Annotated in this window: 26 protein-coding genes; 13 read left to right on the top strand and 13 right to left on the bottom strand. The window is 58.8% G+C overall.

Annotation, left to right across the window (positions count from 1 at the left end):
• Nucleotides 1–168: 168 nt before the first annotated feature.
• Both RUM8411_RS16325 and RUM8411_RS16320 read left to right on the top strand, forming a co-directional pair.
• Entirely contained in the window at nucleotides 169–1725 is a 1557-nt protein-coding gene (locus RUM8411_RS16325; protein WP_085823785.1) for a vWA domain-containing protein, read from the top strand.
• Nucleotides 1726–2355: 630 nt separating this feature from the next.
• On the top strand, nucleotides 2356–3774 hold the full coding sequence (locus tag RUM8411_RS16320; protein ID WP_085823784.1) for an RtcB family protein: 1419 nt from the start codon (nucleotides 2356–2358) through the stop codon (nucleotides 3772–3774).
• A gap of 14 nt (nucleotides 3775–3788) precedes the next feature.
• Here RUM8411_RS16320 and RUM8411_RS16315 read toward each other — a convergent pair whose 3' ends face one another.
• Nucleotides 3789–4553: a DUF3299 domain-containing protein gene (locus RUM8411_RS16315; protein ID WP_085823783.1), complete on the bottom strand. Its 765-nt coding sequence runs from the start codon at nucleotides 4551–4553 to the stop codon at nucleotides 3789–3791.
• Between the two features lie 332 nt (nucleotides 4554–4885).
• Here RUM8411_RS16315 and RUM8411_RS16310 point away from each other — a divergent pair, with 332 nt between their 5' ends.
• From RUM8411_RS16310 to RUM8411_RS16295, 4 genes are all read left to right on the top strand, one after another.
• Complete coding sequence (locus RUM8411_RS16310) at nucleotides 4886–5092, top strand: hypothetical protein (protein WP_159453914.1); 207 nt, start codon at nucleotides 4886–4888, stop codon at nucleotides 5090–5092.
• 93 nt (nucleotides 5093–5185) lie between these two features.
• Nucleotides 5186–5737, top strand: a complete 552-nt coding sequence (locus tag RUM8411_RS16305) for a GbsR/MarR family transcriptional regulator (protein ID WP_085823781.1) — start codon at nucleotides 5186–5188, stop codon at nucleotides 5735–5737.
• A gap of 64 nt (nucleotides 5738–5801) precedes the next feature.
• Nucleotides 5802–6443 (top strand): DUF4166 domain-containing protein, encoded by a 642-nt coding sequence (locus RUM8411_RS16300; protein ID WP_085823780.1) that lies wholly within the window; start codon nucleotides 5802–5804, stop codon nucleotides 6441–6443.
• Nucleotides 6444–6451: 8 nt separating this feature from the next.
• Nucleotides 6452–7945, top strand: coding sequence for a TIGR01777 family oxidoreductase (locus tag RUM8411_RS16295; protein ID WP_085823779.1), 1494 nt, complete (start codon nucleotides 6452–6454; stop codon nucleotides 7943–7945).
• A 16-nt stretch (nucleotides 7946–7961) separates the two neighbouring features.
• Here RUM8411_RS16295 and ureG read toward each other — a convergent pair whose 3' ends face one another.
• From ureG to RUM8411_RS16255, 9 genes are all read right to left on the bottom strand, one after another.
• A complete protein-coding gene (gene ureG / locus RUM8411_RS16290) occupies nucleotides 7962–8606 on the bottom strand; it encodes an urease accessory protein UreG (protein WP_085823778.1) in 645 nt (214 codons plus the stop codon).
• On the bottom strand, nucleotides 8603–9250 hold the full coding sequence (locus tag RUM8411_RS16285) for an urease accessory protein UreF (protein WP_085823777.1): 648 nt from the start codon (nucleotides 9248–9250) through the stop codon (nucleotides 8603–8605). Before RUM8411_RS16285 ends, ureG begins: the two co-directional genes overlap by 4 nt.
• Entirely contained in the window at nucleotides 9240–9692 is a 453-nt protein-coding gene (locus RUM8411_RS16280; protein WP_085823776.1) for an urease accessory protein UreE, read from the bottom strand. The genes RUM8411_RS16285 and RUM8411_RS16280 overlap by 11 nt, the downstream gene beginning before the upstream one ends.
• 28 nt (nucleotides 9693–9720) lie before the next feature.
• Entirely contained in the window at nucleotides 9721–9945 is a 225-nt protein-coding gene (locus RUM8411_RS16275; protein ID WP_085823775.1) for a hypothetical protein, read from the bottom strand.
• Nucleotides 9946–10075: 130 nt separating this feature from the next.
• A complete protein-coding gene (gene ureC, locus RUM8411_RS16270) occupies nucleotides 10076–11785 on the bottom strand; it encodes an urease subunit alpha (protein ID WP_085823774.1) in 1710 nt (569 codons plus the stop codon).
• Entirely contained in the window at nucleotides 11785–12090 is a 306-nt protein-coding gene (locus RUM8411_RS16265; RefSeq protein ID WP_085823773.1) for an urease subunit beta, read from the bottom strand. Before RUM8411_RS16265 ends, ureC begins: the two co-directional genes overlap by 1 nt.
• Nucleotides 12087–12248 carry a hypothetical protein gene (locus RUM8411_RS22750; RefSeq protein WP_159453913.1) on the bottom strand — a complete coding sequence of 54 codons (162 nt, stop codon included), beginning with the start codon at nucleotides 12246–12248 and terminating at the stop codon, nucleotides 12087–12089. The genes RUM8411_RS16265 and RUM8411_RS22750 overlap by 4 nt, the downstream gene beginning before the upstream one ends.
• 18 nt (nucleotides 12249–12266) lie before the next feature.
• Entirely contained in the window at nucleotides 12267–12569 is a 303-nt protein-coding gene (locus RUM8411_RS16260; protein WP_085823772.1) for an urease subunit gamma, read from the bottom strand.
• A 1-nt stretch (nucleotide 12570) separates the two neighbouring features.
• Nucleotides 12571–13431 carry an urease accessory protein UreD gene (locus RUM8411_RS16255; protein WP_085823771.1) on the bottom strand — a complete coding sequence of 287 codons (861 nt, stop codon included), beginning with the start codon at nucleotides 13429–13431 and terminating at the stop codon, nucleotides 12571–12573.
• A gap of 355 nt (nucleotides 13432–13786) precedes the next feature.
• Here RUM8411_RS16255 and urtA point away from each other — a divergent pair, with 355 nt between their 5' ends.
• The 5 genes from urtA to urtE all read left to right on the top strand — a co-directional run bounded on the left by urtA (nucleotide 13787) and on the right by urtE (nucleotide 19753).
• Nucleotides 13787–15067 (top strand): urea ABC transporter substrate-binding protein, encoded by a 1281-nt coding sequence (gene urtA, locus RUM8411_RS16250; RefSeq protein ID WP_085823770.1) that lies wholly within the window; start codon nucleotides 13787–13789, stop codon nucleotides 15065–15067.
• 64 nt (nucleotides 15068–15131) lie between these two features.
• Nucleotides 15132–17084, top strand: coding sequence for an urea ABC transporter permease subunit UrtB (urtB, locus tag RUM8411_RS16245; RefSeq protein WP_085823874.1), 1953 nt, complete (start codon nucleotides 15132–15134; stop codon nucleotides 17082–17084).
• Between the two features lie 3 nt (nucleotides 17085–17087).
• Complete coding sequence (gene urtC, locus RUM8411_RS16240) at nucleotides 17088–18317, top strand: urea ABC transporter permease subunit UrtC (protein ID WP_085823769.1); 1230 nt, start codon at nucleotides 17088–17090, stop codon at nucleotides 18315–18317.
• Nucleotides 18314–19054, top strand: a complete 741-nt coding sequence (urtD, locus tag RUM8411_RS16235) for an urea ABC transporter ATP-binding protein UrtD (protein WP_085823768.1) — start codon at nucleotides 18314–18316, stop codon at nucleotides 19052–19054. The genes urtC and urtD overlap by 4 nt, the downstream gene beginning before the upstream one ends.
• Before the next feature lie 3 nt (nucleotides 19055–19057).
• Nucleotides 19058–19753, top strand: a complete 696-nt coding sequence (gene urtE, locus RUM8411_RS16230; protein ID WP_085823767.1) for an urea ABC transporter ATP-binding subunit UrtE — start codon at nucleotides 19058–19060, stop codon at nucleotides 19751–19753.
• A 359-nt stretch (nucleotides 19754–20112) separates the two neighbouring features.
• Here the strand turns inward: urtE and gph are convergent, their stop codons facing one another.
• Nucleotides 20113–20787: a phosphoglycolate phosphatase gene (gph, locus tag RUM8411_RS16225; RefSeq protein ID WP_085823766.1), complete on the bottom strand. Its 675-nt coding sequence runs from the start codon at nucleotides 20785–20787 to the stop codon at nucleotides 20113–20115.
• A gap of 226 nt (nucleotides 20788–21013) precedes the next feature.
• Here gph and hemP point away from each other — a divergent pair, with 226 nt between their 5' ends.
• Together hemP and RUM8411_RS16215 are read left to right on the top strand one after the other, a co-directional pair.
• Nucleotides 21014–21181: a hemin uptake protein HemP gene (gene hemP, locus RUM8411_RS16220; protein WP_085823765.1), complete on the top strand. Its 168-nt coding sequence runs from the start codon at nucleotides 21014–21016 to the stop codon at nucleotides 21179–21181.
• Nucleotides 21178–21654, top strand: a complete 477-nt coding sequence (locus tag RUM8411_RS16215; protein WP_085823764.1) for a hypothetical protein — start codon at nucleotides 21178–21180, stop codon at nucleotides 21652–21654. Before hemP ends, RUM8411_RS16215 begins: the two co-directional genes overlap by 4 nt.
• A 51-nt stretch (nucleotides 21655–21705) precedes the next feature.
• Here the strand turns inward: RUM8411_RS16215 and RUM8411_RS16210 are convergent, their stop codons facing one another.
• On the bottom strand, nucleotides 21706–24771 hold the full coding sequence (locus RUM8411_RS16210; RefSeq protein ID WP_085823763.1) for an aminotransferase class III-fold pyridoxal phosphate-dependent enzyme: 3066 nt from the start codon (nucleotides 24769–24771) through the stop codon (nucleotides 21706–21708).
• 107 nt (nucleotides 24772–24878) lie between these two features.
• Nucleotides 24879–25751 carry an NAD(P)-dependent oxidoreductase gene (locus RUM8411_RS16205; RefSeq protein WP_085823762.1) on the bottom strand — a complete coding sequence of 291 codons (873 nt, stop codon included), beginning with the start codon at nucleotides 25749–25751 and terminating at the stop codon, nucleotides 24879–24881.
• Between the last annotated feature and the right edge of the window lie 52 nt (nucleotides 25752–25803).

Genomic DNA, 25803 nt, shown 5'->3' with positions numbered 1-25803 from the left:
TATACATTTGTATAATTAGCGATACAAATCTATCGTAAGTTCAATCACTCTGATTTTCAACGGTGATTTTTATCAATTAAAAACAATACATTAAGTGAGGATACGATTTCCCTCCGCCTATTGGATCCGCCATGCAAAAACATCCTCACAACAAATGAGGAAAAGGACATGGCGAACAAATCCGTGTTTGCATCGATCAAAGGCCGGTTGCTGCCAAAAGCAACCGCACAGAACGCCCACGGGGCGCCGGCCTACGTGTATTCCGATGCCCATGCTCTGGCACAGGTCGCCGTGACCGGCACCTTCGGGGGCATGATCTATCAATCGCCGCAGGATGAGCTGGAATACGTTCTGGACGTCGCCGAGGCGGTCACGCCCAAGTGTCTGGCACAGACGGCGATCTATGCCCGTCAGTCGGGATACATGAAGGATATGCCTGCTGTGCTGCTGGCCATTCTGGCCCGGCGCGACCCGGTTCTGTTTCGCGCGGCCTTTGGCCGTGTGGTTGATAACGGCAAGATGCTGCGCACCTTCGTGCAGGTCATCCGGTCGGGTCAGACGGGGCGTAAATCTCTGGGTTCGGCGCCAAAAGCGATGGTCCAGAGTTGGTTGAACACCGCGTCCGACCGGGCGCTGTTGAACGCCAATATCGGCAATGACCCGTCTTTGGCGGATATGATCAAGATGGTGCACCCGAAACCGGCCACGGCCGAGCGGGAGGCGCTGTTTGCCTGGATCGTCGGGCGGCCGTGCAATCTGGCACGGCTGCCACAGGCCCTGCAGGACTGGATTGCGTTTCGCGAAACCGGCAAGGGTCCGGTGCCGGATGTGCCGTTCCAGATGCTGACGCAACTGGAGCTGTCTCCCGTGCAATGGGCCCAGATTGCGCGCAAAGGCTCGTGGCAAATGGTGCGGCAGAACCTGAACACGTTTCAGCGCCACGGCGTTTTCAACGTGGCCCGGAATGTGGATCACGTGGCAGCCCTGCTGCGGGACCCGCAGGCGATCGCCAAGGCACGTGCGTTTCCCTACCAACTGGTGGTGGCCGCGCAGCACGTGAGAGGGGATATCCCGCACCCGATCGTGGACGCCCTGCATGATGCGATGGAAATCGCGGTGCAGAACGTGCCGAAGGTTGCGGGGCAGGTGGTTGTGTGCCCGGATGTTTCCGGCTCGATGGCCGGGTCCGTGACCGGGTATCGCCCGGGGGCAACCTCGGTCGTGCGTCATGTGGATGTGGCGGCGCTGGTGGCGGCGTCTTTCCAGCGCGTGAATCGCGGGTGTCAGGTGCTGCCGTTTGATTTTGACGTGCGCAAAGTGCGTCTGCAGCCGCGCGACCCGATCCTGACCAACGCCGAGCGTCTGGCCGCGTTGGCGGGAGGTGGGACAAGCTGTTCCGCCCCTCTGGCCTGGCTGAACCAACGAGGTCGCGCGCCTGATCTGGTGGTGTTCGTGTCCGATAACCAATCCTGGGTCGATGCCGGGGGCGGCGGGCAGGGCACCGCGATGTTGAAGGAATGGGAGGTGATCAAACGTCGCAATCCCAAGGCCAAACTGGTCTGCATCGACATCGCGCCTTACGGGACCACGCAGGCCCAGACACGTGCAGACGTGCTGAATGTCGGTGGCTTCTCGGATGCGGTCTTTGACCAGATCGCGCGCTTTGCCGCCGGTCAGACCGGCCCGGATCACTGGGTCGGTGAGATCGACAAGATCGACGTATGAACAGGTTCCGGGCGATGTTTCGCCCGGTCCACAACACAACATCAGGCAGAATGCCGTTGGGACTACATCGCTTGAACCGATACGCGCCCTATAAGGGCCGTAGGTCTCACCCCCACTTGTCTGCCTGACCCGAATAAAAAGGAGCTGTCTCGGCGAATGCCGGTGGAACTACAGAATGTTAATCTCCGTGTCGCGGGTTCGAATCCCGCTCGTCCCAGCCCCTTGGGGGAGGGATGGTAGCTCAGTCAGGTAGAGCAGGCGTTTCACCAATTCTTGTCGTCGAGGCCTATGAACAACAGCAGAAGGAATGCCTGCGGGACTACATGTAGACGCGACCCTTCGGGGTTGGAGGTGCAAAACCTCCGTGTTGGTTCAAGTCCAGCCCAGGGTCTTGCTCTGGTGGCGGAAACTGTCTCGTAACTCGTTGTCCTTCTGACCGGAACAGTAAGGAACACCCCGGCGAATGCTGAAGGAACTACATTGGCACCACGGGGACAGGTCGAGCGGGTTCAACTCCCCTCCCTGCCGGCGCCCGGATGGCAAACGCATCTGCCCATTCAGATGCGGGGCGGGCCTCCCACCTGTTTCTTCTCCCCTTGTCGCCGGGGCCTGAATTTGAATGAGTAAAAGATGATGACGGAAGACAACACATATGACGCGGTAACCGGCGGCCACCTGAAGGATTGGGGGCATCGCCCGGGGCAACACTTCCCGGCCCTGTTGGCGCGCGCGAATGAGATGCGGGCCGAAGGGTTTGGTTTGGTGCGCATCCGGCAGGAGCTTGAGGGCGAAATCCCTCTGGCCCCGGTCATGATGGCACCGCACACACCCGGTGAGATCACGTTTCACGAAAACATCGACGCCGTGCATCCCGATGAAGAAGACAACGTCGCAAAAGTGCGCGAGACGATGACTGCGCTGATGCAAACTCCGACTCTTGAGGCCGGGGCCATCATGCCGGATGCCTGCCCGGCAGGGCCTGTCGGCACGATCCCGGTTGGCGGTATCGCTGCCGCGCGCAACGCGATTCACCCCGGTATGCACTCGGCCGATATCTGTTGCTCGGTGATGATCACCGATCTGGGCGATGCCGACCCCAAGGCGGTGCTGGACGCGGCGCAGTCGGTGACGCATTTCGGTCCGGGCGGGCGCCCGCAGGGCAAGCGGTTTACCACGTCGCTGAAACTGCTGGATGCGTTCCGCGAGAACTCGTTTCTGAACACCCCCAAGTCCATTCGCATGGCACAGGAACATATGGGCACGCAGGGTGACGGCAATCACTTCCTGTTTGTGGGCCGCTCGCGCAAGTCCGGGCGCACGGCGATTGTGACCCATCATGGATCGCGCGGTCCGGGGGCTGTTCTGTATAAACACGGGATGCAGGTGGCGGAAAAGTTCCGCAAAGAGCTGTCGCCTGAGACCGCCAAACAGAACGCGTGGATTCCGACCGATACCGAGGAAGGCCGCGACTATTGGGATGCTCTGCAACTGATCCGCAAATGGACCAAGGCCAACCACAATGCGATCCATCAGGCGACGGTCGAAGCCGCGCGCGTGGGCGACGTGGGCGCGCGGTTCTGGAACGAGCATAACTTCGTCTTCAAACGGGATGATCTGTATTACCACGGCAAGGGGGCGACCCCTGCCTGGAGTGATTACGCAGCGGATGCCACGGGTCTGACGCTGATTCCGCTGAACATGTCCGAACCGGTTCTGGTGGTGCGCGGCAAGGATGCCGATCATGGTCTGGGCTTCAGCCCGCACGGGGCGGGGCGGAACTATTCACGCTCGGAACACAAGCGCCGCATGGGATCGGTGACGCCTGACCAGATGCTGCAGGCCGAGACAGAGGGGCTGGATATCCGGTTCCACGCTGGTGGTGTTGACGCATCCGAGCTGCCGTCCAGCTATAAAAGCGCTGACAGCGTTGTGGCGCAGATCAAGTCCTACGATCTGGCCGAGATCGAGGATTACATCGATCCCTATGGCTGTATCATGGCCGGTGATGTGCCGCCATTTTGGATGAACAAGAAGAAGGGGCGCAGATAATTGCCTCTGCCCGGTTAGTCAGACGCCGTCAGCCCGCCGGTCTTCCGGTGGGCTGCGGCACGCAATCTGTCGACTAGGCTTTTGTTATTGTACGTTTGCCCTTGCACCGTATCCTGGGTTTTGATGCTGTCTGCATCAAGCAGAAAGGTCGCACGCATTGGCATAAGGCCATCAACAACAACCATGTGGCGGCTCGACGGGGCAATTGTCAGTGTTCCGGTTAGCTGAACCTGTTCGTGCAAATAGGACGGGGTCCAGTCGTCGTTCAACCGCACCCGGATCATTTGGTTTGGCGGTGGAGGTGGCATGTGACTGCACATCCCCAGCTTTGGCACCAGATAGGCAACGGCATGCCCATCTGGGTCAGGTGGCGCCGGGATCGCGAAGCCCACAAGGGTGACAACGCGGCCGTCAAACAGTGGATTGCCCGACGCGCCCGCCAATTTTCGCCGTTCGGTGACGGCTTCTCGCTGTGACAGCAGCCAGTCGACATCTATGTCGTCAGTGGCCAGCGCGTCTTCGGTTTCGACCAGAAGCACCTGCCATTTCTGCCGTTCTTGTGCCGTGCCACCTGTGCCTTGCAGGCGGCTTCGCAGGCGCAGGGCAAAGACAACGTCGTCGAATTGTTCAGGGCTGAGGTCGCGATAGGGATCCTCGAAGACTTGAACTGAGGGATCGGGAAGCTCTGCCCATTCCACCACAATCCCAGCAGCAAGTGGAGTGCCGCAGAATGCAAGAACCACGGTGGCCAAGCTTAGAATTCGAAACCGGTTACGCAAGGCGATGCCCTTTCCTAATTCCCTGACTATAGTTTAGCCCGTCGATAAGTTAACCCTCTGCCGCCGCATTCAGGTTAAGGATTTTCGTCGAACCAGGCAGGACAAGACAGCAAATTGAAATGGATCGTGATCCCTCTGATCTCGGAATTTGTCCGCGCCTTTCCCGCCGTTGATGTGACCGCGCGTACCTTGGCCACCCATGACCTGTTGCCGGTGCAAGCACCGCCACTTGGCAGGTCTTGGAAAACCTCAAGCTGAATCAACAAGAGCCGACCTCTGCAACCCGGCAGATGTTCGATTCTGCGGCCCAGCTGTGGCGGGTGAGGCTGACAATGATCTTGGGTCTTGGGTCGTGGGGGCCAATCTGCACGCTGGTCAATTCCGATGTTGGCATAGGCGTGGCCTTTGAACAGGAATGCGCGCGCGAGCCCGGAATTCGCTTTGTGCCTGTGAAGGATAAAAACCTTGTCGCAGGACACTTTCTGACATGTTTGGCAGCCATGCGGCAGACCGCAGCAGTGGCCAGTTTTTCCGGATAGCAGAAGATTTGCATCGGGGTGAGGGCTTGGTGCCGAAAGGCTTTGGCAGTTAAGCGACTTGACTTTGATGAATGATTATCTGATATTTCTGTCATGACAGAAATATCAGATATTTCGGATTCGTCCTCTAAATCTCAGTTTATCTTGTATTGGGGAGATATGGGCAGCCAGTGGGGTGTAAATCGCTCGGTCGCGCAGATCCATGCGTTGTTGTACCTCAGCGCCGCACCGATGAATGCCGAACAGATATCCGAAGAGCTTGGGATCGCACGGTCGAATGTCTCGAATTCCCTAAAGGAACTGGCGGGTTGGCGGTTGATTCAGCGCGTTCCTGTGCCGGGGGATCGTCGGGAGCATTTCGTCGCTGAAACAGACGTGTGGGAAATGGCCTTGCTGATCGCAAAAGGGCGCAAAGAGCGCGAGATTGACCCGGCGATCCGGGCCATCGACATCTGTGTGCGACAGGCGAGCACCGAATCCGACCTCAGCCCGGTGGTCCTGACCCGGATGAAAAACATGCACGAGTTTCTGACAACGGCTGATCGCTGGTCTGATCAGATGCTCAACGTGCCAAAATCGAAACTCTCAATGTTGATGAAAATGGGGGACAAGGTGCTGTCATTGCTCAAAATTGGCAGCAAGTAGAGCTTTTTTTGCCCCACTAATTCTCTTCATACAGAAATAACCGTTGTAACAGTAAGAGTGCCGCATGAGACAGCTTCCAACGACGGACCACCAAACAGCCCTTGCAGACAGCAGGTTTTCGTCGCTCTTGGGACCAAAATCCTGGGCTGCTTTGCCCATGGCCGTTCGACAAAGGTTTGGGCACCGGCTGTCCGACGGGGCAAGCGTGGTTTACCAGGGCAAGGTAGTGGAAATGCGCTTCAGCCGGGTTGGGTGGGCCCTGGCGCAACTGGCGCGTTTGGTTGGCGGACCGTTGCCTTATGACGGAACCTGCCTGAACCAGCCTGCAGTGGTGGCCGTGACCGAAGACTGCGTCGGGCGTGGTCAGTTCTGGGTGCGGCAATATGGGCGGGCCTGCGGGTTTCCGCAGGTCATTCACAGCTCAAAACGGTTTGCGGGCCCCACAGGGATTGAGGAATATGTTGGATCCGGCATCGGCATGGCTCTGCGCGTCAGCGCGGATGTCTCGGGCCTCTATTTTCACAGCGATCACTATTTTTTGCAGCTTGGGCGTTGGAAGCTGCGACTTCCGCCCTGGCTGCGCCCCGGTGCGCTGACCATTGCGCATAAAGATCTGGGGCGCGCGCGGTTTTTGTTCTCGCTTACCCTGCACAGTCGCCTGTTCGGAGAGTTGATCCGTCAGGACGCCATTTTCCAAGACAGATAGGAAGTCTTATGGACAGTTCATTCCTTTGGAGCCTGATTGCCCTGCAAGTTTTCATGGGCGCATTCGACACGCTGTTTCATCACGAAGGGACCGAGCGGCTTGCCTGGCGCCCATCCCAAAAGACCGAGCTGCGCCTGCACGGCGTACGCAACGCGATATATGCGGCGATCTTTCTGTGCATCGCCTGGTTTGAGCCCCATGGTGTCTTTGCCATGGCGCTTGGTGCGGTTCTTCTGATCGAAGTGGTCATCACCCTGTGGGATTTCGTCGAAGAGGACCTGACCCGCAAACTGCCCGGCAGTGAACGGATCAACCACACCTTGCTGGCGGTGAATTATGGGGCGATCCTTGCCATGGCGGGATCATACCTTTGGACGTGGTCGTTTCAGCCTGCAGCGATGGTCCCAGTCAGCTATGGCTGGTGGAGCGTCATGGCGACACTTTCGGCCATCGGCGTTGGTCTGTTCAGCCTTCGTGACCTGCTGGCCGCCGCCCGCAGCGATCGCCTGACCCGGGGAAATCCGGCGGCACTGGTTGATGCACTGAAGACACGGCAGAGCATCCTAATCACGGGCGGAACAGGGTTCATCGGGCAGCGACTGGTGCAGGCACTGGTGTCGGCGGGCCACTCTGTCACAGTTGTGACGCGTGATCCCCGGAAAGCCGATACACTGTGCAAGCCTGTCCGCGTTCTCAGCAGTCTTGATCAGGTGCACAGCGAAGACCGGTTTGATGCCCTTATCAATCTGGCGGGTGAGCCCGTGGCAGGGGGGCTTTGGACCACAAAGCGGCGCGCCAATATCGTACAATCCCGCGTTCAGACGACGCGCGCGCTAGAGGGGTTGGTCAAAAGGCTGACGCACAAGCCGGACTGCCTGATCAACGGCTCAGCTATCGGTTGGTACGGTCTGCGCGGTGACGACCCTCTGACCGAAGCCGATGCGCCCGCACCTGCGTTTACCCATGATATTTGCGACGCGTGGGAGCAGTCGGCCCGCAAGATTGAACTGCAAGGAGTGCGTGTCGTCCTGCTGCGCATTGGGCTTGTTTTCGGTGTGGACGGCGGAATGCTTGCCAAGCTGCTGACCCCGTTTGAATTCGGCGGCGGTGGGGTTATGGGCGATGGACGGCAGTGGATGTCTTGGATTGAACTGGATGATCTGATCCGCGTGATTGCGTTTGGTCTGGCTCAACCCGATCTAAAGGGACCTGTGAACGCGACAGCACCCAACCCGGTGCGCAACACCGATTTCACGCGGGCGCTGGCTGGCGCTTTGAACCGACCGGCGATCTTGCGGTTTCCCGAATGGCTTCTAGCTGGTGCGCTGGGTGATATGGGGCGCGAGACGATGCTGGGCGGTCAGCGGGTTCTGCCAGCGCGGCTGTTACAGCTCGGGTTTGTGTTCCGGCATCCCGACCTTGCCCCAATGCTGTGGGTGATTACCGGGGCTAAGCCGGGGCGAAAGGCTACTTTCCCAGCCAAACAGGCCCCTGCGGAATGACAGCAGGGGCGGGGGGCTACGCGGCCCCCGCCCTGGCTATGCCCGAAACGTCCAGCCCACCGATTTGCGCCAGCAGAGTCACGATCTCGGCGACACCTTCACGCTCACGCAGGGATGAGAACACAAACGGGCGACCATTGCGCATTCTACTGGCGTCGCGATCCATCACCTCCAGCGAGGCGCCCACATGCGGGGCCAGATCGGTCTTGTTGATAATCAGCACATCGGACTTGGTGATTGCAGGACCGCCCTTGCGGGGGATCTCTTCACCGGCTGCGACATCAATAACATACAGCGTAACGTCGGCCAGTTCGGGGCTGAAGGTTGCCGACAGGTTGTCGCCGCCACTTTCGATAAACACGACTTCGACATCCGGATGACGGGCCTGCATTTCAGCCACAGCGGCAAGGTTGATCGAGGCGTCCTCGCGGATGGCCGTATGCGGGCATCCACCGGTTTCCACGCCAATAATCCGGTCCTGCGGCAGGATTTGCATGCGCATCAGCGCCTCGGCGTCTTCTCGTGTGTAGATGTCGTTGGTGATCACTCCCAGTGAAACCGTGTCACGCAACGCCTCGGACAAGGCGGCGGTCAGGGTGGTTTTACCAGCGCCCACCGGGCCACCGATGCCAACGCGCAGAGGGCCATTCATACTGGTCATGTTCGGAACATCCTTGAATACTGAGTTTCATGTTTCATCGACCCGATATCGGACAGGAACGCGGTTGATCCCAGATCCTCCAGACTGGCCTTGATCGCGTCCGCGGCAACGCGTTGACACAGTGGCGTCAGATCGCGGATCAACCGTTGCGCATCGGTCTGGCCCAAGGGTACCAGCCGGGTCGCGCAAGCGACCAGATTGGACATGAAGGACTGCAGGAACATCTGGGCGGTCAGATGCAGCGGCAAAACCTGTTGTCGGGCCGCGTGGCCAACGGCCACCGGATAGGTCAGCGTCTTGATCTTCAGCGCCCAGACACTGGCTGTCACGCCGCAAAAAGCCTCTCCCAGCAGTCGCGTTTCCAGCAACCTTTCGGACGATGGGCAAAAGGCGCGGGCTGCGTGGTCGACCTGTGCCAGATCTATGGGGGTGTCGGCCCTGAAAGCTGCGGCTAGAAACACGCAATCATTGCGGCCCGTGCCATGGTCGATCACCTCGGTGATCCAGTCACCCGTGTCGGGCGCATTTGCGACGCTGCCGCATTCAACCGCCCATTCTAACCCGTGCGAATAGGCGAACCCGCCTACCGGATAAGCGGGTGACAGCCATTGCGTCAGGGTCAGGATGTCGATGTCAGTGGGCATGGCCGTGGGTCCTGCCGTGGCCATAAGCGCCACCTTCGGGCGTAAACGGCTCGCGCACTTCGCGCAGGGTGGCACCAATTTTCATCAGCATGTCGCGGATGACGTGATCCACCTGAATCAACAGGCGTTCGCTCTCGATCTGGCAGGGGGTGTGGCGATTGCCGATATGCCAAGCGATGCGGGTCAAATCTGGGGCGGTGACCTCAAGCAGAGGTTCGGGCGCGGCCAGGATTTCAACCTCGCGCCCGTCTTCAAGGATCAGCGCACCGCCGTGATCCAGCGACGTGGTCTGAGACAGATCGACCAGAATCTGCGCGCCGCTTTCGCAGGTCAAAACCTTGCGACGCAAGAACCGGTCTTCGTAGGTCAGCGTCAGTTGGTCGTCTGCGTCGCTGTGTGTGTGGTCAGAGTACCGCCGCGCGGTGCAAAGCAGGGCGTTCATGCGCACGCCCCCTCAACCAAAAAAGTGGTCAGCGCCAGATGGAATCCGCAAAGACGTGATATGCGATGCGCTCGCGCGTCAGGCCGCGCTGATGCAATTCTTCGTCGCTGAGCGATTGAAGGTGCTGAAATCGCTGGGTGCGGGACCGTGCCTCGGCCATGCGGATCAGTGCTGTGTAAAGCGATGTGCCAATTGCGCGGAACAGGCCGGAAATCGAAAAACCTGCGCGTGCGCCTGTTGTGGTATGTGCCATTTGGACCCTCGTAAACGTACGAAACGTTGGTCCTCCCTTGGGTTTCATAATGTGTCATCTTCACCCTGCTGAGTAGTGTGCGTTTTGTCATGGCCGGCTTGCGTATGCTGCAACGCGGCGTAATTTCTGGTCAAAACAAAAAGTACCGCTGTGCCATTGGCAGAACTTCGGCGGGTTGGCAGATCAACAACTCGCCATCGGCGCGGACTTCATAGGTTTCGGGGTCGACCTCAATCTGCGGCGTGGCGTTGTTCAGAACCAGATCCTGTTTGCCGATGTTTCGCGTGTTCTGAACCGCGACCGTCTGCTTGGCCAAACCCAGAGTGTCGCCAATCCTTTCGGACTGGGCTGCGCCCGAGACAAAGGTAACCGCCGAATGTTCGACCGAGCGGCCATAGGCCCCGAACATCGGGCGGCTATATACCGGCTGCGGTGTGGGGATCGAGGCATTGGGATCACCCATCTGGGCACAGGCGATGGTGCCGCCCAGCAGAACCATCTCGGGCTTCACACCAAAAAATGCCGGGTTCCACAGCACCAGATCAGCGCGTTTGCCTTCTTCGATACTGCCGATTTGATGGCTGAGGCCATGAGCGATGGCCGGGTTGATTGTGTATTTTGCGACATAGCGGCGGACGCGCAGATTGTCGTTCTCACCGGTCTCTTCGGGCAGACGCCCGCGCTGTTTCTTCATCTTGTCGGCGGTTTGCCAAGTGCGGATCAGAACTTCGCCCACGCGGCCCATGGCCTGACTGTCGGACGCGATGATGCTGAACGCGCCCATATCGTGGAGGATGTCTTCGGCAGCAATAGTTTCACGCCGGATGCGGCTTTCGGCAAAGGCCACGTCTTCGGGGATGGATTTGTCCAGATGATGGCAGACCATCAGCATGTCGAGATGTTCTTCAACCGTGTTTACGGTGAAGGGACGCGTCGGGTTGGTTGACGAGGGAAGAACATGGTTTTCGCCGCAGATTTTGATGATATCCGGCGCGTGCCCGCCGCCTGCGCCCTCGGTGTGGAAGGCGTGGATCGTGCGGCCTTTCATGGCCCCGACGGTGTCCTCTACAAACCCGGATTCGTTCAACGTGTCCGTGTGGATCATAACCTGCACGTCCCACGCATCAGCCACACCAAGACAGCAATCGATTGCAGCAGGGGTTGTCCCCCAATCCTCGTGTAGTTTCAGGGCGCAGGCCCCGGCTTTGACCTGTTCCTCAAGCGCGGCGGGTAGTGACGCATTGCCCTTGCCCGCAAAAGCCAGATTCATCGGGAACGCGTCGGCCGCCTGCAGCATCCGCCCAATATGCCAGGGGCCCGGCGTGCAGGTGGTGGCCAGCGTGCCGTGGGCCGGGCCAGTGCCGCCGCCCAGCATGGTGGTCAGACCGGAATGCAATGCGTCTTCGATCTGTTGCGGGCAGATGAAATGGATATGGCTGTCGAACCCGCCCGCAGTCAGGATGCGGCCTTCGCCCGCGATGGCTTCGGTGCCCGGGCCGATGATGATGTCGACGCCGGGCTGCGTGTCAGGGTTGCCGGCCTTGCCGATCCTGGCGATACGCCCATCCTTCAGGCCGACATCCGCTTTGTAGATGCCCGAGTGGTCGAGGATCAACGCATTGGTGATGACGGTGTCTACAGCACCCTCTGCGCGGGTGACCTGGGATTGCCCCATCCCGTCGCGGATCACCTTGCCGCCACCGAATTTGACCTCTTCGCCATAGGTGGTCAGGTCACGTTCAACCTCGATAATCAGATCGGTATCGGCCAGCCGCAGCTTGTCGCCCGTGGTCGGGCCAAACATGGCGGCGTATTCTGCTCGGGCAATAGTCGTCGCCATCAGAGCGCCCCCATGACCTTTTGATTGAACCCATAGACACTGCGCGCGCCACCGATCGGGATAAGCGAAACTTCACGCTTTTGGCCCGGTTCAAAGCGCACGGCGGTGCCCGGTGCAATGTTAAGGCGCAAACCCCTGGCGGTGATGCGGTCGAACGCCAATGCCGGGTTGGTTTCGGCGAAATGGTAATGCGAGCCGACCTGCACGGGGCGGTCGCCCGTATTGGCAACCATCAACGTAATTGCATTGGCACCCGCGTTCAGGGTGATCTCACCTTCGGCCGCGAAAAGTTCGCCGGGGATCATTTCGGCAGCTTTGAAATCAGAACGGTCGCGATCACAGCAAGTACGGCCAGACCCAAGCCCAGGGCCGCATAGTCAGAGGTGTGGGCGTGGAAATGGGGTTCGGTATGGGCGGCGGCGGGGCCAGCAACGATCAGGGTAGGGAACAGTATACGGGTCATGGAATTATCCTTTGCGGGTTATCGAATGGGGTTGTGAACGGTGACAAGCTTGGTGCCGTCGGGAAAGGTGGCTTCGACCTGAACCTCGTGGATCATTTCGGGCACGCCCTGCATGCATTGATCGCGGGTGATAACCTCGGCCCCAGCCTGCATCATGTCGGCGACCGAGCGGCCGTCGCGCGCACCTTCGACCACCGCATCGGTGATCAGCGCGATGACTTCGGGGTGGTTCAACTGCACGCCACGGGCCAGCCGCTTGCGGGCGACTTCGGCGGCGACGGCGACCAGCAATTTGTCTTTTTCTCTTGGGGTCAGGTTCATCTTAAATCGTCCAGCATCGGGGAAGCGTTTCGTTGTTAAGCCGCCGCAGGACCGGCAACAGCGTTTTGCGCAGGGCAAAGCTGTTTTCGGCCAACAGCCGGATTGCCAGCATGTCGTCATGGATCAGAGTGGCCCCGGCGGTGTCGGGCAGTAACAGGCGGATTGGGTCCAGATGGGCCTCGGCTGTTTGTGATACAAAGACGACCAGCGCCATTGCACCTGCGCCGTCCGCAATATGCGGCTTGGCCAAATGCGTGTGCAGGTCGCCGGAATACTGCGTCGCATCCAGAAAGACCGGTGCGCCTTCGCGCCGGATTTCGATCCGGTCGCGCAGGCGGATACTTGTCAGTGTCTCGCCCATGGCTGCGCGCCCAAAAACCAGCGGTTCGACCAACAGCAAAGTTGCGCCGGGGGCCATATCGATCCGCAGCTGACGGTCCAGAGCGCTGCCATTGAACAGAATCGTCTCCTGCGGCAACCAGTTCAGGCGCGAACCTGTCTCGACGCTCAGATCGTTGGTTACATGGCCAGAGGGGCCGGGTTGAGCCTTGTACGCCCGCTCGCAGGCCTGCGTGGTCAGGGACAGGGTGGTACCCTGGGCAGCGTGTCCGTTGAACCGGAAGACGTCGCCGCCAGTGATCCCGCCTGCCGTGTTCAAAAGCACGGCCTCCAACCCGGGTTCTGTAGACCGAGGGAACAGGCACCTAAATGACCCGGATTGGCGAAACCCACCTAATACCGACTTGTTGCCCAATGGCTTTGCATTCAGACGAACCGCGCCTTTGGCACGCGGTGGGGATGCGTCCGGCCTGAGCGTTATGGAGGCATGATGAGTAATAGCGCACCTGCTGATCAAAGACATGTGCCGCTTGTTTCACTGCTCTGGTGTTGGAACTCTATTGCTGGGCGGCGGATACGGGCCTTTTACCCAAGCACATGACTAATTTTTGACCACCTGATGAAGCTGAGGATTAAAATTTAATCAACTGCGACCGATCTCTGGAAATGATGGGTCAACCAATTTGCCAAGTTCTCTGCAATGCAGAAACCGTATGGGTGCCCGCCGCGGATTTGACCTTGGGGGTGTGTGACGGCTGCGCGAATTGGACCTCGGACACAACCGCCACACGGAACGCAACAACAGTTGCGGGGATCAGGTAGAAGAAGATTGCGCCGTTACGCAAGTCCTCTGCCGCGGAACCCGCCAGGAGGACTACATGACATTTCTCAAATCCACGCTCGCCGGATCGGCGGTCTTCGCGGCCATGGCGACGGCAGCATTGTCCGCCGAAGACACCATCAAGGTCGGCGTGCTGCATTCGCTGTCGGGCACCATGGCGATCTCGGAAACCACACTGAAAGACACGATGCTGATGCTGATCGACCAGCAAAACGCCAAAGGTGGTCTGCTGGGCAAACAGCTTGAGGCCGTGGTGGTGGATCCCGCATCCGACTGGCCGCTGTTTGCCGAAAAGGCGCGTGAGCTGCTGACGGTGCACGAGGTGGATGTGATCTTTGGCAACTGGACTTCCGTCAGCCGCAAATCGGTGCTGCCGGTGATCGAGGAACTGGACGGCCTGTTGTTCTATCCGGTTCAGTACGAGGGTGAAGAATCGTCGAAGAACGTGTTCTACACTGGTGCCGCACCCAATCAGCAGGCGATCCCGGCCACAGACTATTTCCTGGACGAGCTGGGCGTTGAGAAATTTGCCCTGCTGGGCACGGACTATGTCTATCCCCGCACCACCAACAACATTCTGGAAAGCTATCTGAAACAAAAGGGCATCTCGGATGACGATATCTTTGTGAACTATACGCCCTTCGGTCATTCCGACTGGTCCAAGATCGTGTCCGACGTCGTGGCGCTGGGCGCGGATGGCAAGAAGGTCGGGGTGATCTCGACCATCAACGGGGATGCCAATATCGGGTTCTACAAGGAACTGGCCGCGGCTGGCGTTTCGGCGGATGATATTCCGGTTGTGGCTTTCTCGGTCGGGGAAGAGGAACTTTCAGGTCTGGATACCACCAACCTTGTGGGTCATCTGGCGGCCTGGAACTACTTTCAGTCTGCAGACACTGACGCCAACGCCGAATTTGTTGAGACATGGAAAGCCACCATGGGCGACGACCGCGTGACCAACGACCCGATGGAGGCCCATTACATCGGCTTCAACATGTGGGTGAATGCCGCAACCCAGGCAGGCTCGACCGAAGTCGACGCCGTGCGCGGCGCCATGTACGGGCAGGAATTCCCGAACCTGACCGGCGGCATCGCTGTCATGTTGCCGAACCACCATCTGGCCAAGCCGGTTCTGATCGGAGAGATTCAGGACGACGGCCAGTTCGACATCATCAGCGAAACCGACGTTGTGGCAGGTGATGCCTGGACTGATTTCCTGCCGGAATCGGCGGTGCTGAAATCGGATTGGAAAGATCTGGGCTGCGGTATGTACAACACCGAGACCAAGACCTGCGTTCAGACCCTGTCGAACTACTGAACATTTCTGCAAGGCGGGTGTGATCATCCGCCTTGCCCCAAAAAGACACTCGGGTTTTAACTACATGTTACGACTATTTCTAGCGGGCTTCGCAATCCTGTGCGCCTGCCTGACCGCCAACGCACAAGAGGGCGGTCTGCAACCGATCCTGCAAAATCATCAAGAGATCATTGCCAAAAGCTCTCGCAAGACGATCAAACCGGCGATTGATGCGATTGCGACCAGCGGCTTGCCTCAGGCGCAAGCAATGCTTGAGACATGGGCCGCCAAGAACATGTGGATGCGCAAGACGGATGGTCAGTTCTTTGCCGCGGAAAAGGCCGAGGGGCGGTCGTACATCCTGACCGATTTCGATACCGGTGAATCGGTCGGAGCGTACGAGAAATCAAATCTCAAGCAGTTGAAACCCAACAGTGGTGTCCGCGCGATGATTGCCACGGCGCTTGTACAGTTCCAGTTATCGGACCCGGACCGCGCAAAACGTCTGGCTGCGCTGCAATCCATTCAACGCGACCCCGAGGGTGCGTTGTTAGAACCTTTGCGCGCTTCGATCGATGGCGAGCCTGACGCTGATCTGAAAGTGCAGAAACACCGGCTCGAGCGGTTGCTGACCATTGGGTATGACGAAGACAGCGCAGCGCGCGTTGCCGCGATTGAGGAAATGACCGACGACCTGGGTGTTGATGTCCGCGCGGCGCTGAACCCCCTTGTTGTAACCAAACGGCAAGCGGCAGTGGAACAGCCCGTGGATCTGAATGTCGCCAAAATGCTGATACCCGGTTCAACTGCGCTCTCGCGGGACGACGCATACGATCTGCTGGTCGCAAACAACCTCGCCACGCCCCGCGTAACATCCAACGACATCCGCAACGCTCTGGCTGGAAACATCAACGGGGGCCGCGTCGGTGGCGTTCCGGTTGCGCAACTTGACAACGCCGCTGCCCGTACTCGGGCGTATGCCGCTCTGGCAGAGGCCGGAACGGTTCCCGCGTTGATCACGCAAGCCGACATTGACGCCGCACTGGATCCGCACGTGTTCTTTGAAACCTATGCCGAGCCCTCACCCGAAGTGACAACTGCCGCGCAACAGGCGCTTGAGCGGATTGAACTGAAGGTCGGCCTGAACCAGACGCTCGACCTGACGCTGGACGCGATCTCGCTGGCGTCGATCTATTTTCTGGCCGCCATCGGGCTTGCCATCACCTTTGGCGTGATGGGCGTGATCAACATGGCCCATGGCGAGTTTATCATGATGGGCGCCTATACCGGTTATGTGGTGCAGCAGTTCATCCCTGATCACACGCTGTCGATCATCATCGCTGTCCCAATGGCCTTTGCCGTCACCTTTGCGATGGGGGTTGCGATGGAACGGTTGGTGATCCGCTGGCTTTATGCCCGCCCGCTTGAAACGTTGCTGGCCACGTTTGGCATCTCGATTGCGCTGCAACAACTGGCCAAGAATATCTTTGGTACGCAGGCCCGTCCGCTGACCGCGCCAGGATGGCTGGACGGGGCCTGGGTCCTGAATGATGTGGTTTCGATCAGTTACATTCGGATTGCGATTTTTGTGCTGGCACTGATCTTTCTGTTGCTGTTCCTCAACATCACGAACCGCACAAGGTTGGGGCTTGAGATGCGTGCCGTGACCCAAAACCCGCGCATGGCGGGCTCGATGGGGATCAATCCAGGGCGTGTGAACATGCTGACCTTTGGACTGGGCTCGGGCATTGCCGGGATCGCAGGTGTCGCCATTGGTCTGTTTGCCAAGGTCACGTCGGACCTGGGCAATGATTACATCGTCCAGAGCTTTATGACTGTGGTTGTCGGTGGGGTCGGCAATATCTGGGGAGCACTGGCCGGGGCGGGGATGATCGGTTTCCTGCAAAAGGGGATCGAGTGGATGAACCCCTCAAACACCCTCGCAGCCCAAACCTATATGATTATCTTCATCATCATCTTCATCCAGTTCCGACCAAGGGGCATCATCGCCCTCAAAGGTCGCGCGGCAGGGGATTGAGCCATGGACCACAGCTTTATAGCCAAAAATCCGTCGGTTCTGGTCTTTCTGACCATCCTGTCGCTGTTCACTCTGATGGTCACGGTCTTGTCCGAAGGGTTCGGGATCGGCGTGATCTCGACCAGTTTCGTCAAGACGCTGGGCAAAACCCTGTGTCTGTGCCTGATCGCGGTTGCAATGGATCTGGTCTGGGGTTTCACGGGCATCCTCTCACTGGGTCACTTCGCCTTTTTCGGGCTGGGCGGCTACATGATCGGCATGTGGCTGATGTATGAGCGCACGCGCCTGATCGTGGTCGAGTCACTGGCGCAGGCCGAAATCCCTCCCACCCCGGCTGAAGTCGTGGATGCCATCGGCAACCAGATCTTCGGCGTGGTGGGGTCATCGGATTTTCCGCTGATCTGGGCGTTCTCGGACAGTCTTTTTCTGCAACTGGCATTGGTCGTTCTGGTCCCCGGACTGCTGGCGCTGATATTTGGCTGGCTCGCCTTCCGCAGCCGGGTAACAGGCGTCTACCTATCGATTCTGACGCAGGCGATGACCTTGGCGCTGGCGCTGTATCTGTTCCAGAATGACAGCGGGTTGCGGGGCAATAATGGCTTGTCAGGATTGCAGAACCTACCCGGTGTTACCGCAGGGCAAGACATGGTGTCGATCTGGTTCCTCTGGGCGTCAGCACTGGCGCTGGGTCTGGGATATTTGCTTGCCGCGTGGATCGTGTCGGGCAAGTTCGGGTCAGTCATCCGCGGCATCCGGGATAACGAGGCGCGGGTGCGGTTCCTTGGATACTCGGTCGAAGTATACAAGCTGGCCGTCTTTTCACTGACCGCCTGCATCGCCGCCATCGCCGGTGCGCTCTATTACCCGCAGGCGGGCATCATCAACCCCGAAGAGATGGCCCCCATCGCCTCGATCTATCTAGCCGTTTGGGTTGCCATTGGCGGGCGTGGTCGATTGTACGGTGCTGTGATCGGCGCGGCGTTTGTCAGCTTGCTCAGCTCGTGGTTCACCGGCGGGCAGGCTCCGGATATTCCCTTGGGTTTCTACGCGATCAAATGGGTCGATTGGTGGCAGGTTCTGCTGGGAGTGTCCTTCGTTCTGGTCACGCTTTTCGCCCCGCAAGGTATCGGCGGGTTGTTCGATCTGTGGGCCAATCGTCGCCCGTTGGATCGTCATGGCGCTAACCTTGGCCCGGATGACGGGGCCCTTCGCGAAAAGGAGGCCACGGAATGAGCGCTTTGTTAGAGGTCAGCGGCGTCTCGGTCACCTTTGACGGGTTTCGCGCCATCAACAACCTGTCGTTCCAGATCGGCAATGCCGAATTGCGCGCCGTCATTGGTCCGAACGGCGCGGGCAAGACCACATTCATGGACATCGTCACCGGCAAAACTCGGCCAGACGAGGGTCGCGTAATCTGGGGTGAAAAGTCTGTATCCCTGCTGAAGATGAGCGAGGCCAAGATCGCGCAAGCTGGCATTGGCCGGAAGTTCCAGAAACCCACGGTGTTCGAAGATCAGACCGTACAGGAAAACCTGCTGATGGCGCTGAAGAACATGCGCGGTTGGCTTCGTGTTCTGTTCTACCGCCCCTCCGGTGACGATTTCCGAAAGGTCGAGGATCTGGCTGCTGAAATCGGCCTGAAGTATGAGCTGGGCCGCAAATCAGGCGAGCTGAGCCACGGCCAGAAGCAATGGCTGGAGATTGGGATGCTGCTGGCGCAGGAACCGCGTCTGCTGTTGGTCGACGAGCCTGCCGCGGGCATGACCCCGCAGGAACGCGAACATACTACCGAAATTTTGGTACAAGCCGCCAAAACCCGCGCAGTTGTGGTGGTGGAACACGACATGGAATTTGTCCGCCGCCTAAACTGCAAGGTCACAGTCTTGCACGAGGGGTCTGTTCTGGCTGAGGGCAGTCTGGACCACGTCACATCAAATCAGGACGTCATCGACGTCTATCTGGGGCGCTGAGCGATGCTGAAGCTGAACGATCTGACCCTGCATTACGGGCACTCGCAAATCCTGAACGGCGTCTCGATGGAGGCCGCACTTGGCGAAGTAACCTGCGTCATGGGTACCAATGGTGTTGGTAAAACCAGCCTGATCAAGGCAATCTCGGGCACGCATCCGCGCTCGGGCGGTGCGATGGAGTTGAACGGCGAAGCGTTGGGCATTTTGCCCGCACATCGCATGGCGTGGAAAGGTGTGGGCTATGTTGCACAGGGCCGCGAAATTTTTCCCCTGCTCACTGTGCGTGAGAATTTAGAAACCGGTTTTGCCTGTTTGCCCACCAGTGAGCATTTCATTCCAGATGAGGTTTTCGATCTGTTTCCGGTGCTCAAACAGATGCAAAACCGCCGCGGGGGAGATCTGTCGGGTGGCCAGCAACAACAACTGGCCATTGCAAGGGCACTGATCACGAAACCCAAGCTGTTGCTATTGGATGAGCCGACCGAAGGCATTCAGCCCAATATCATCCAGCAAATCGGCGAGGTCATTCGCCACCTCAGAACCAAAGGTGAGATGGCGATTGTGTTGGTTGAACAGTATTTCGATTTTGCCTACGACCTGGCGGACCAGTTCGTAGTTCTTAGACGGGGCGAGATTTTGATGTCCGGCACCAAATCAGAGCTGTCGCGGGATCAGGTCTTGCAAGGTGTCACCGTCTAAGCACCTGCACACCGTGCCCTGCGACGGGATGCCAAAAGTTGTAAACGCACCCCTTCAGGGCGCGTGTTCTGCGTTCATTGCATTGCGCTCGTTTACGTTCTTTTGTGCTCTGTGTGCATTTATTCACATAAATTTGAAAAAAAGGTGCAGTAATCTCAAGGCTTTCTCGGGGTCTACGGGAATCCCCCAATACCGTCGCGCGAGCTGATTCGTTAATCATAATCCATCGAAAGGGTCATTTCGGACCATACCACTTTTCCCCTGTGAGGGGCTGGCTACTTACCCCCTCGGCCGGCCCCTCAGTCACCGAAATCCCGCGATCTTCCCAGGCCCGAATCCGTCGCCCATTAGCGTCAGTATCAGACGGCTTCGCCCTTTAGGTGCAACAGCTCAGTGACCAGGGTGGGCAAGCTATCCCAGTCGTCATAGCGGGTTGTGTGCGGTATCTGGTCGATCGGCGTTTTTCGGTAGCCCCTGGTAAACAGCAGGAACGGAACCTGCGCGCGCCGGGCGGTTTCGGCGTCAACTTCGCTGTCGCCGACAAACAGACGCGGACCGGCAGGGGAAACGGCCGCAAAACTTGCCTCAAGATGGCCCGGATCCGGTTTGCGGGTGTTCAGGCTGTCTCCGCCGAGGACGCAATCGAAGTAATGCGCTAGATTCAGCGCCTCAAGAACGTGGCGTGCCGGAGTTTCGGGCTTGTTGGTGCAGACGCCCAGAACGCACCCCATCCCACGCAATCGACCTAGTGCCTGTGGCACGCCGGGATAGACAACGGTCTGATCGCATGAGGCGGCGTTGTAGTGGGCCAGCGTTCTTGCGGTCAGGTCTGCATGATCCGACATCGGTAAATCACAATGATGGATCACACGCTCGACCAGTTTTGGCAGGCCGTTGCCGACAAACGTCTTGATAATATCCTGCGGCAGGGCGGCAACTCTGACATCCTGCAGCATCCTGTTGGCAGCCGCCGCAATGTCTGGAAGGCTGTCTACCAATGTCCCGTCCAGATCGAACATGATGGTCGCGCTCATTGTGTTTCCTGCCTGTTTGAGTGTCCGCATAACAGGTAGCTTGCTGGGTAAAACAGTGCAACGACGCTGCTGTTACATATTCAACCAGAACGGGGATTGACATACCTGAGTAAATTAATCAGATTAAGGTGAAGTCAATCAGCCAACCCTTGTTCGGGTCAGCCACGTTAACTGAAAAGCGAACAGAAACACGGCCTTTCGCCCGAGAACCTCTGGAGTTGTCCTGATGAATATGCAGAACCCGAATCCCAGCCAGTCCTATGCGGTGTCCATGCTTCCGGCCCATAAGGCGGAAGAACTGACCAAGGGCGGGAACCTCGCCCATATCGAGCTGGGCGACCAACTGTACACGTTGCGCATCACCCGTGCTGGCAAACTGATCCTGACGAAATGAGCAACTCTTCGACGCGAGGCGGGGCGGCCGTGGGCCGCCTGTCCGACCTGAGCCCGCTAGAGGCAGGCGCCGTTACGTATCTGCGGTTGTGGGGGGATGGCACAAATGGTCGTGCCGATGCCGCAAGCGATTTCGAAATAGTCCTGGGTGCCGATTGTGGGCGGGCTGCAATGCTGACTTTGGACCGGCTCTGTTCCCTTTGCGCCAATTACGGGCGGCGTCCGCTAATTCGGCACGGGCTGGGATGTTCCTGCCTTGGCGCGGACGAAAACTGTTTTGCCCAGATGATCGCGTCCGCCTCGGAAGGCGCGCGCGAAGACGCTATGATGATGGCGTCGTTGATCGTACGTCCGGATTTCGCGCCCGCTCTGGCCGCATTGTCCGAAGAAATGGGTATGCTGCTGCGCCGGATGACCGCTTCGGTGCCGTTGCCAACAACCGGGCATAAACCCCCTGAGGCCGTGCTGCATTAAGCACCAGGCCTCCGTCAAAACCCCGGCTTGTTGCGCCGGGGTTTTGTCGTTTCAGCAGCAACCGCAACCTGCGTGGTGATGATCATGATCACAGGCTGGGGCAGGGGCATAGTCGCCGACTTCGGCCAGAACATCCCGCAAGGCCCACAATATCATGTCGACATCATCAGCCTCAATCGTCAGAGGCGGGCGGATTTTCAGGATATTGTCCTTTGGCCCTTCGCTGCCGATCAGAATGCGATGATCGCGCATCCGGTTCTTGACGTATTTGCAAATCTCCGTGCCTTCCGAGCCATCAGGATTGATCAGTTCAACACCGAGAAACAGCCCCATGCCGCGTACATCGCCGACACAGGCGAAATCACCTTCGATCTGACGCAGCCCGTCCATCAACCGCACGCCCATTGCGTGTGCGTTGTCCTGCAGCCCTTCGTCATCAACGATGTCCAGCACCTCTTTTCCGATCCGGCAGGACAGGGTTGATCCGCCAAAGGTCGAGAAGAATTCGATTCCGTTGTCAAAGTTTTGAGCGATCTCTTTGGTGGTGACCAAAACGCCCAGCGGGTGGCCGTTGCCGATGGGCTTTCCCATCACAACGATATCCGGCAGCGCGCCCTGATGTTCAAAGCCAAAATAATACGCGCCCAGACGCCCCAGGCCGGTTTGGACTTCATCGGCGATGCAGACACCTCCGGCGGCTCGGATTTTCTCGTACACGGCAGGCAGATAGCCTATGGGAGGGATGATCTGCCCCCCGACCGAAGGGAAGGTCTCGGCGATAAAACCGGCCACGCCCTGTCCCCTGTCCTGCAGCGCTGCAATCGCCGGGTCGACCAGATCGGCATATTTGCGGGCGCGGTCAGGATCGTTACGTCTGAACGACCCACGGTACTCGTCCGCGACCTCAACCAGTTCAACCCAATCGGCCTGGCCAATCCCGCCTGATTTGTTGAACTTATAGGCCGAGATCGCCACAGCAGCGTTGGTGTTGCCATGATAGCCATGATCCGGTGTCACAATGCCCTTGGCGCTGGTATGGGCGCGGGCCAGCCGCAGGGCCAGTTCATTTGCTTCGGTGCCCGAGTTGACGAAGAAACACACGCTGAGGTGATCTGGCAGTTTGGACAGCAGTTTGTCGGCAAAGGCCGTCTGCGCCGGATGCAGGTACCTGGTGTTCGAGTTCATCCGCCTCAGTTGATCCGCCGCCACCGCCTGAATGCGTGGATGGGCATGCCCCACATGTGGCACATTGTTATAGGCGTCCAGATACGGGCGACCCCATTCGTCGAACATGTGATGTTTCCAGCCACGCACCAGCATAACCGGATCGTCGTAGGTCAGACTGAGGTTGCCGCCAAAATGATCGTGCCGCCCCTTCAGGATCGCCTGTTTGTCGGTTGGGCGATAGAACACTTTGTCGTCTGGCAGGTTCAGCAGAGCAGCGGGGTTGGGGCAGAGCGCATGCCACAGCTCCATCTCATCAGGATCACCGACACCGGGCCAGTTTGTCTGCATTCCATCCGTAGCCAGGGCCAGTTGGAAGTGCACATGAGGAGCCCAACCTCCGTTCTGCGCCGCATCCCCCAACTGCGCAAAAGCAGCCCCCTGCGCCACCGGATCGCCAGGTTTCAGCCGGTCGCAAACCTCGGGGTCCAGATGGCCATAAAGGGTATAGAAAGCATCCCCCTCGGGTGTTTCGTGATGCAAGATCACAACACCGCCGTAATCCAGATGTGCGTTCCTGTTCTCTACCGCTTCGACCCGGCCGCTCATCGGCGCATGTAGAACGGTGCCGGCGGGGGCAAACACATCCACAGCCAGGTGCACGGTGCGCCGGTCCGAGGCTTTCCACGGCCCCTTGCGGAATCCCGGTTCCGCGTAAATCAGGCGGGGTTCATTGTAATAGCCCAGCCACACGCCTTCGCCGTATTCCTCACCCACCCGCGCGGCCTCGGCCAGTGGCATTTGGAACGGGTTCTGCGGCCATGTGCAGTTTTCGACCGAAAGCGAGCCCATCGGCACATCGCTCAGGTCCTGTTCGAACAGCTGCGCGAACTGGCCGCGATGCTCAGACAGATAGGCGTGGATACGCTCTGCACCTTCGGTCACCGGCAAACTGCAAGCTGCCCGCAATCGGGCGGGCATCAAGCCGCCATTGATCTCTGTGTTTTCAAGGAACCGCCAGGCCGGGGCTTGACTGATGGTCACGTACGGATCATCGGGGTTCTCACCTGCCATCAAGGTGGAATTCACAACCGAGACCGCCAGCCGCATGCACAGCAACGGCCAGATCAGGTCGACCTCATCCGGACGCAACCGGTTAGCGGCGTGATAGCCACGCACCAAGGCCGCCAGCGCATGCTCGGGTTTAGGGTGATCCAACACCACATAGGCCCCCGCAATCGCCAGATCACAGATGCGCGGCGCAGCACACATGTCGCCCAGATCGATCAGGCCGGAAACACTCGGGCGTTTATCCAGCGCGCCTTCCACCAGTATGTTGTAATCATTGGCATCATTGTGGAGGGCCTGTTTGGGCAATCCCACCAATTGGCCTGAAATTGCCGCGAACCCGTCGCAGATTTCGGCTAACAAGGCTTGGCGTGAGGGATCCGCAATCGCGCCCAACTGATCCGCAACCCAGCCCGCTTGCATCAGGTCCCACTTGAACCCGGCGCGCTGTAATCCGGCATGTGAGAACCGCTCTAACGCGCGGTCCGTTGCACCCAAAACGCGTCCCAGTTTCAGGATCAAATCCTCCGATTTCGGCGCTACCCGCGCATAGCATTCCCCCGGCAGACACTCGAGGAGCCAAACCAACCTCATTTGCCCGTCCGCGTCCGCGATTTCGGGTAACAAAACACCGCTCAGATCAGGGAACACTTTGGGAAAAGGCAGCCCCGGAGCCTCAGCCGCAAGGTGCGCCAGTGCCTGAACTTGCAGGTCCACAAGCTCGGCCTCGCATCCCGCGCGCATGACTTTCAGAACGTAATCCTGGCCATTTGTGGCGCAGGCCCGAAAGTTCAGATCATACTCGCCATCCAACCGCTCCAACCGGGCTTCCAATCCCCAGTTTCGGCGCATAGCTTCTGTCCAGAATGCACTCATGTCGCTCATGCGACCTCCTGCGAAAACGTCACGATGATCCTCTTCATCTGGCCACAAATATCCTCGGGGGTGAATTGGCCCTCAGGGTCAAGAGGGGGCAGACAGCCCCCTTACCCTCAGTCCAGCGCGCGCAGGCGTTTGATCAGAGACGACGTATCCCACCGTCCACCGCCCAGTTTCTGCACATCCTTATAAAACTGATCGACAAGCGCAGTCACCGGAAGCGATGCGCCGGTTTCATTGGCGGTGTTCAGGCAAATGCCCAGATCCTTGCGCATCCAGTCTACCGCAAACCCATGCTCGAAATGATCGTCCAGCATGGTTTCATAGCGGTTGGCCATCTGCCAACTGCCTGCAGCACCCTGGCTGATTACCTCAACCACCGCGCGGCCGTCCAGACCGGCCTTTTCGGCGAAATGCAGCGCTTCGCTGAGGCCTTGCACTAGGCCTGCGATGGCGATCTGGTTGCACATCTTGGTCATCTGCCCTGCGCCGCTGTCGCCAATACGCCGGCAGATTTTTGAGTAGACCTGCATGACCGGCTCAGCCGCATCATAGGCCACCTGATCCCCGCCACACATGATCGACAAGACAGCGTTTTCTGCACCTGCCTGCCCGCCCGAAATCGGGGCGTCCACAAACGCGATCTCCTGGCCCAGGCCTGCCTCATAAAGTTCGCGCGTTACCTTGGCTGAGACGGTGGTGTGATCGACAAAAACCGATCCCGCGGCCATGCCGTCAAACGCTCCGTTATCGCCGGTACAGACCGCGCGCAAATCGTTGTCGTTGCCGACGCAAGCCATGACAAACTCAGCGCCCTCAGCCGCGTCTTTCGGCGTGGTCGCCATCGCGCCGCCATGCTGTGCAACCCAGGCTTCGGCCTTGGCAGTGGTGCGGTTGTAAACGGTCACGTCGTGACCTGCGGCCTGCAGGTGACCAGCCATGGGATAGCCCATAACGCCCAGGCCCAGAAACGCGACTTTTGCCATTTTGTGATCCTCTCAGCTGTTCGGTAGCCATCTCGATCAGAAGGCCGGAATG

Origin of the sequence: Ruegeria meonggei, from assembly GCF_900172215.1 — a bacterium.
Lineage (GTDB): Bacteria > Pseudomonadota > Alphaproteobacteria > Rhodobacterales > Rhodobacteraceae > Ruegeria > Ruegeria meonggei.
This window is presented reverse-complemented; position numbering and strand designations above follow the sequence as displayed.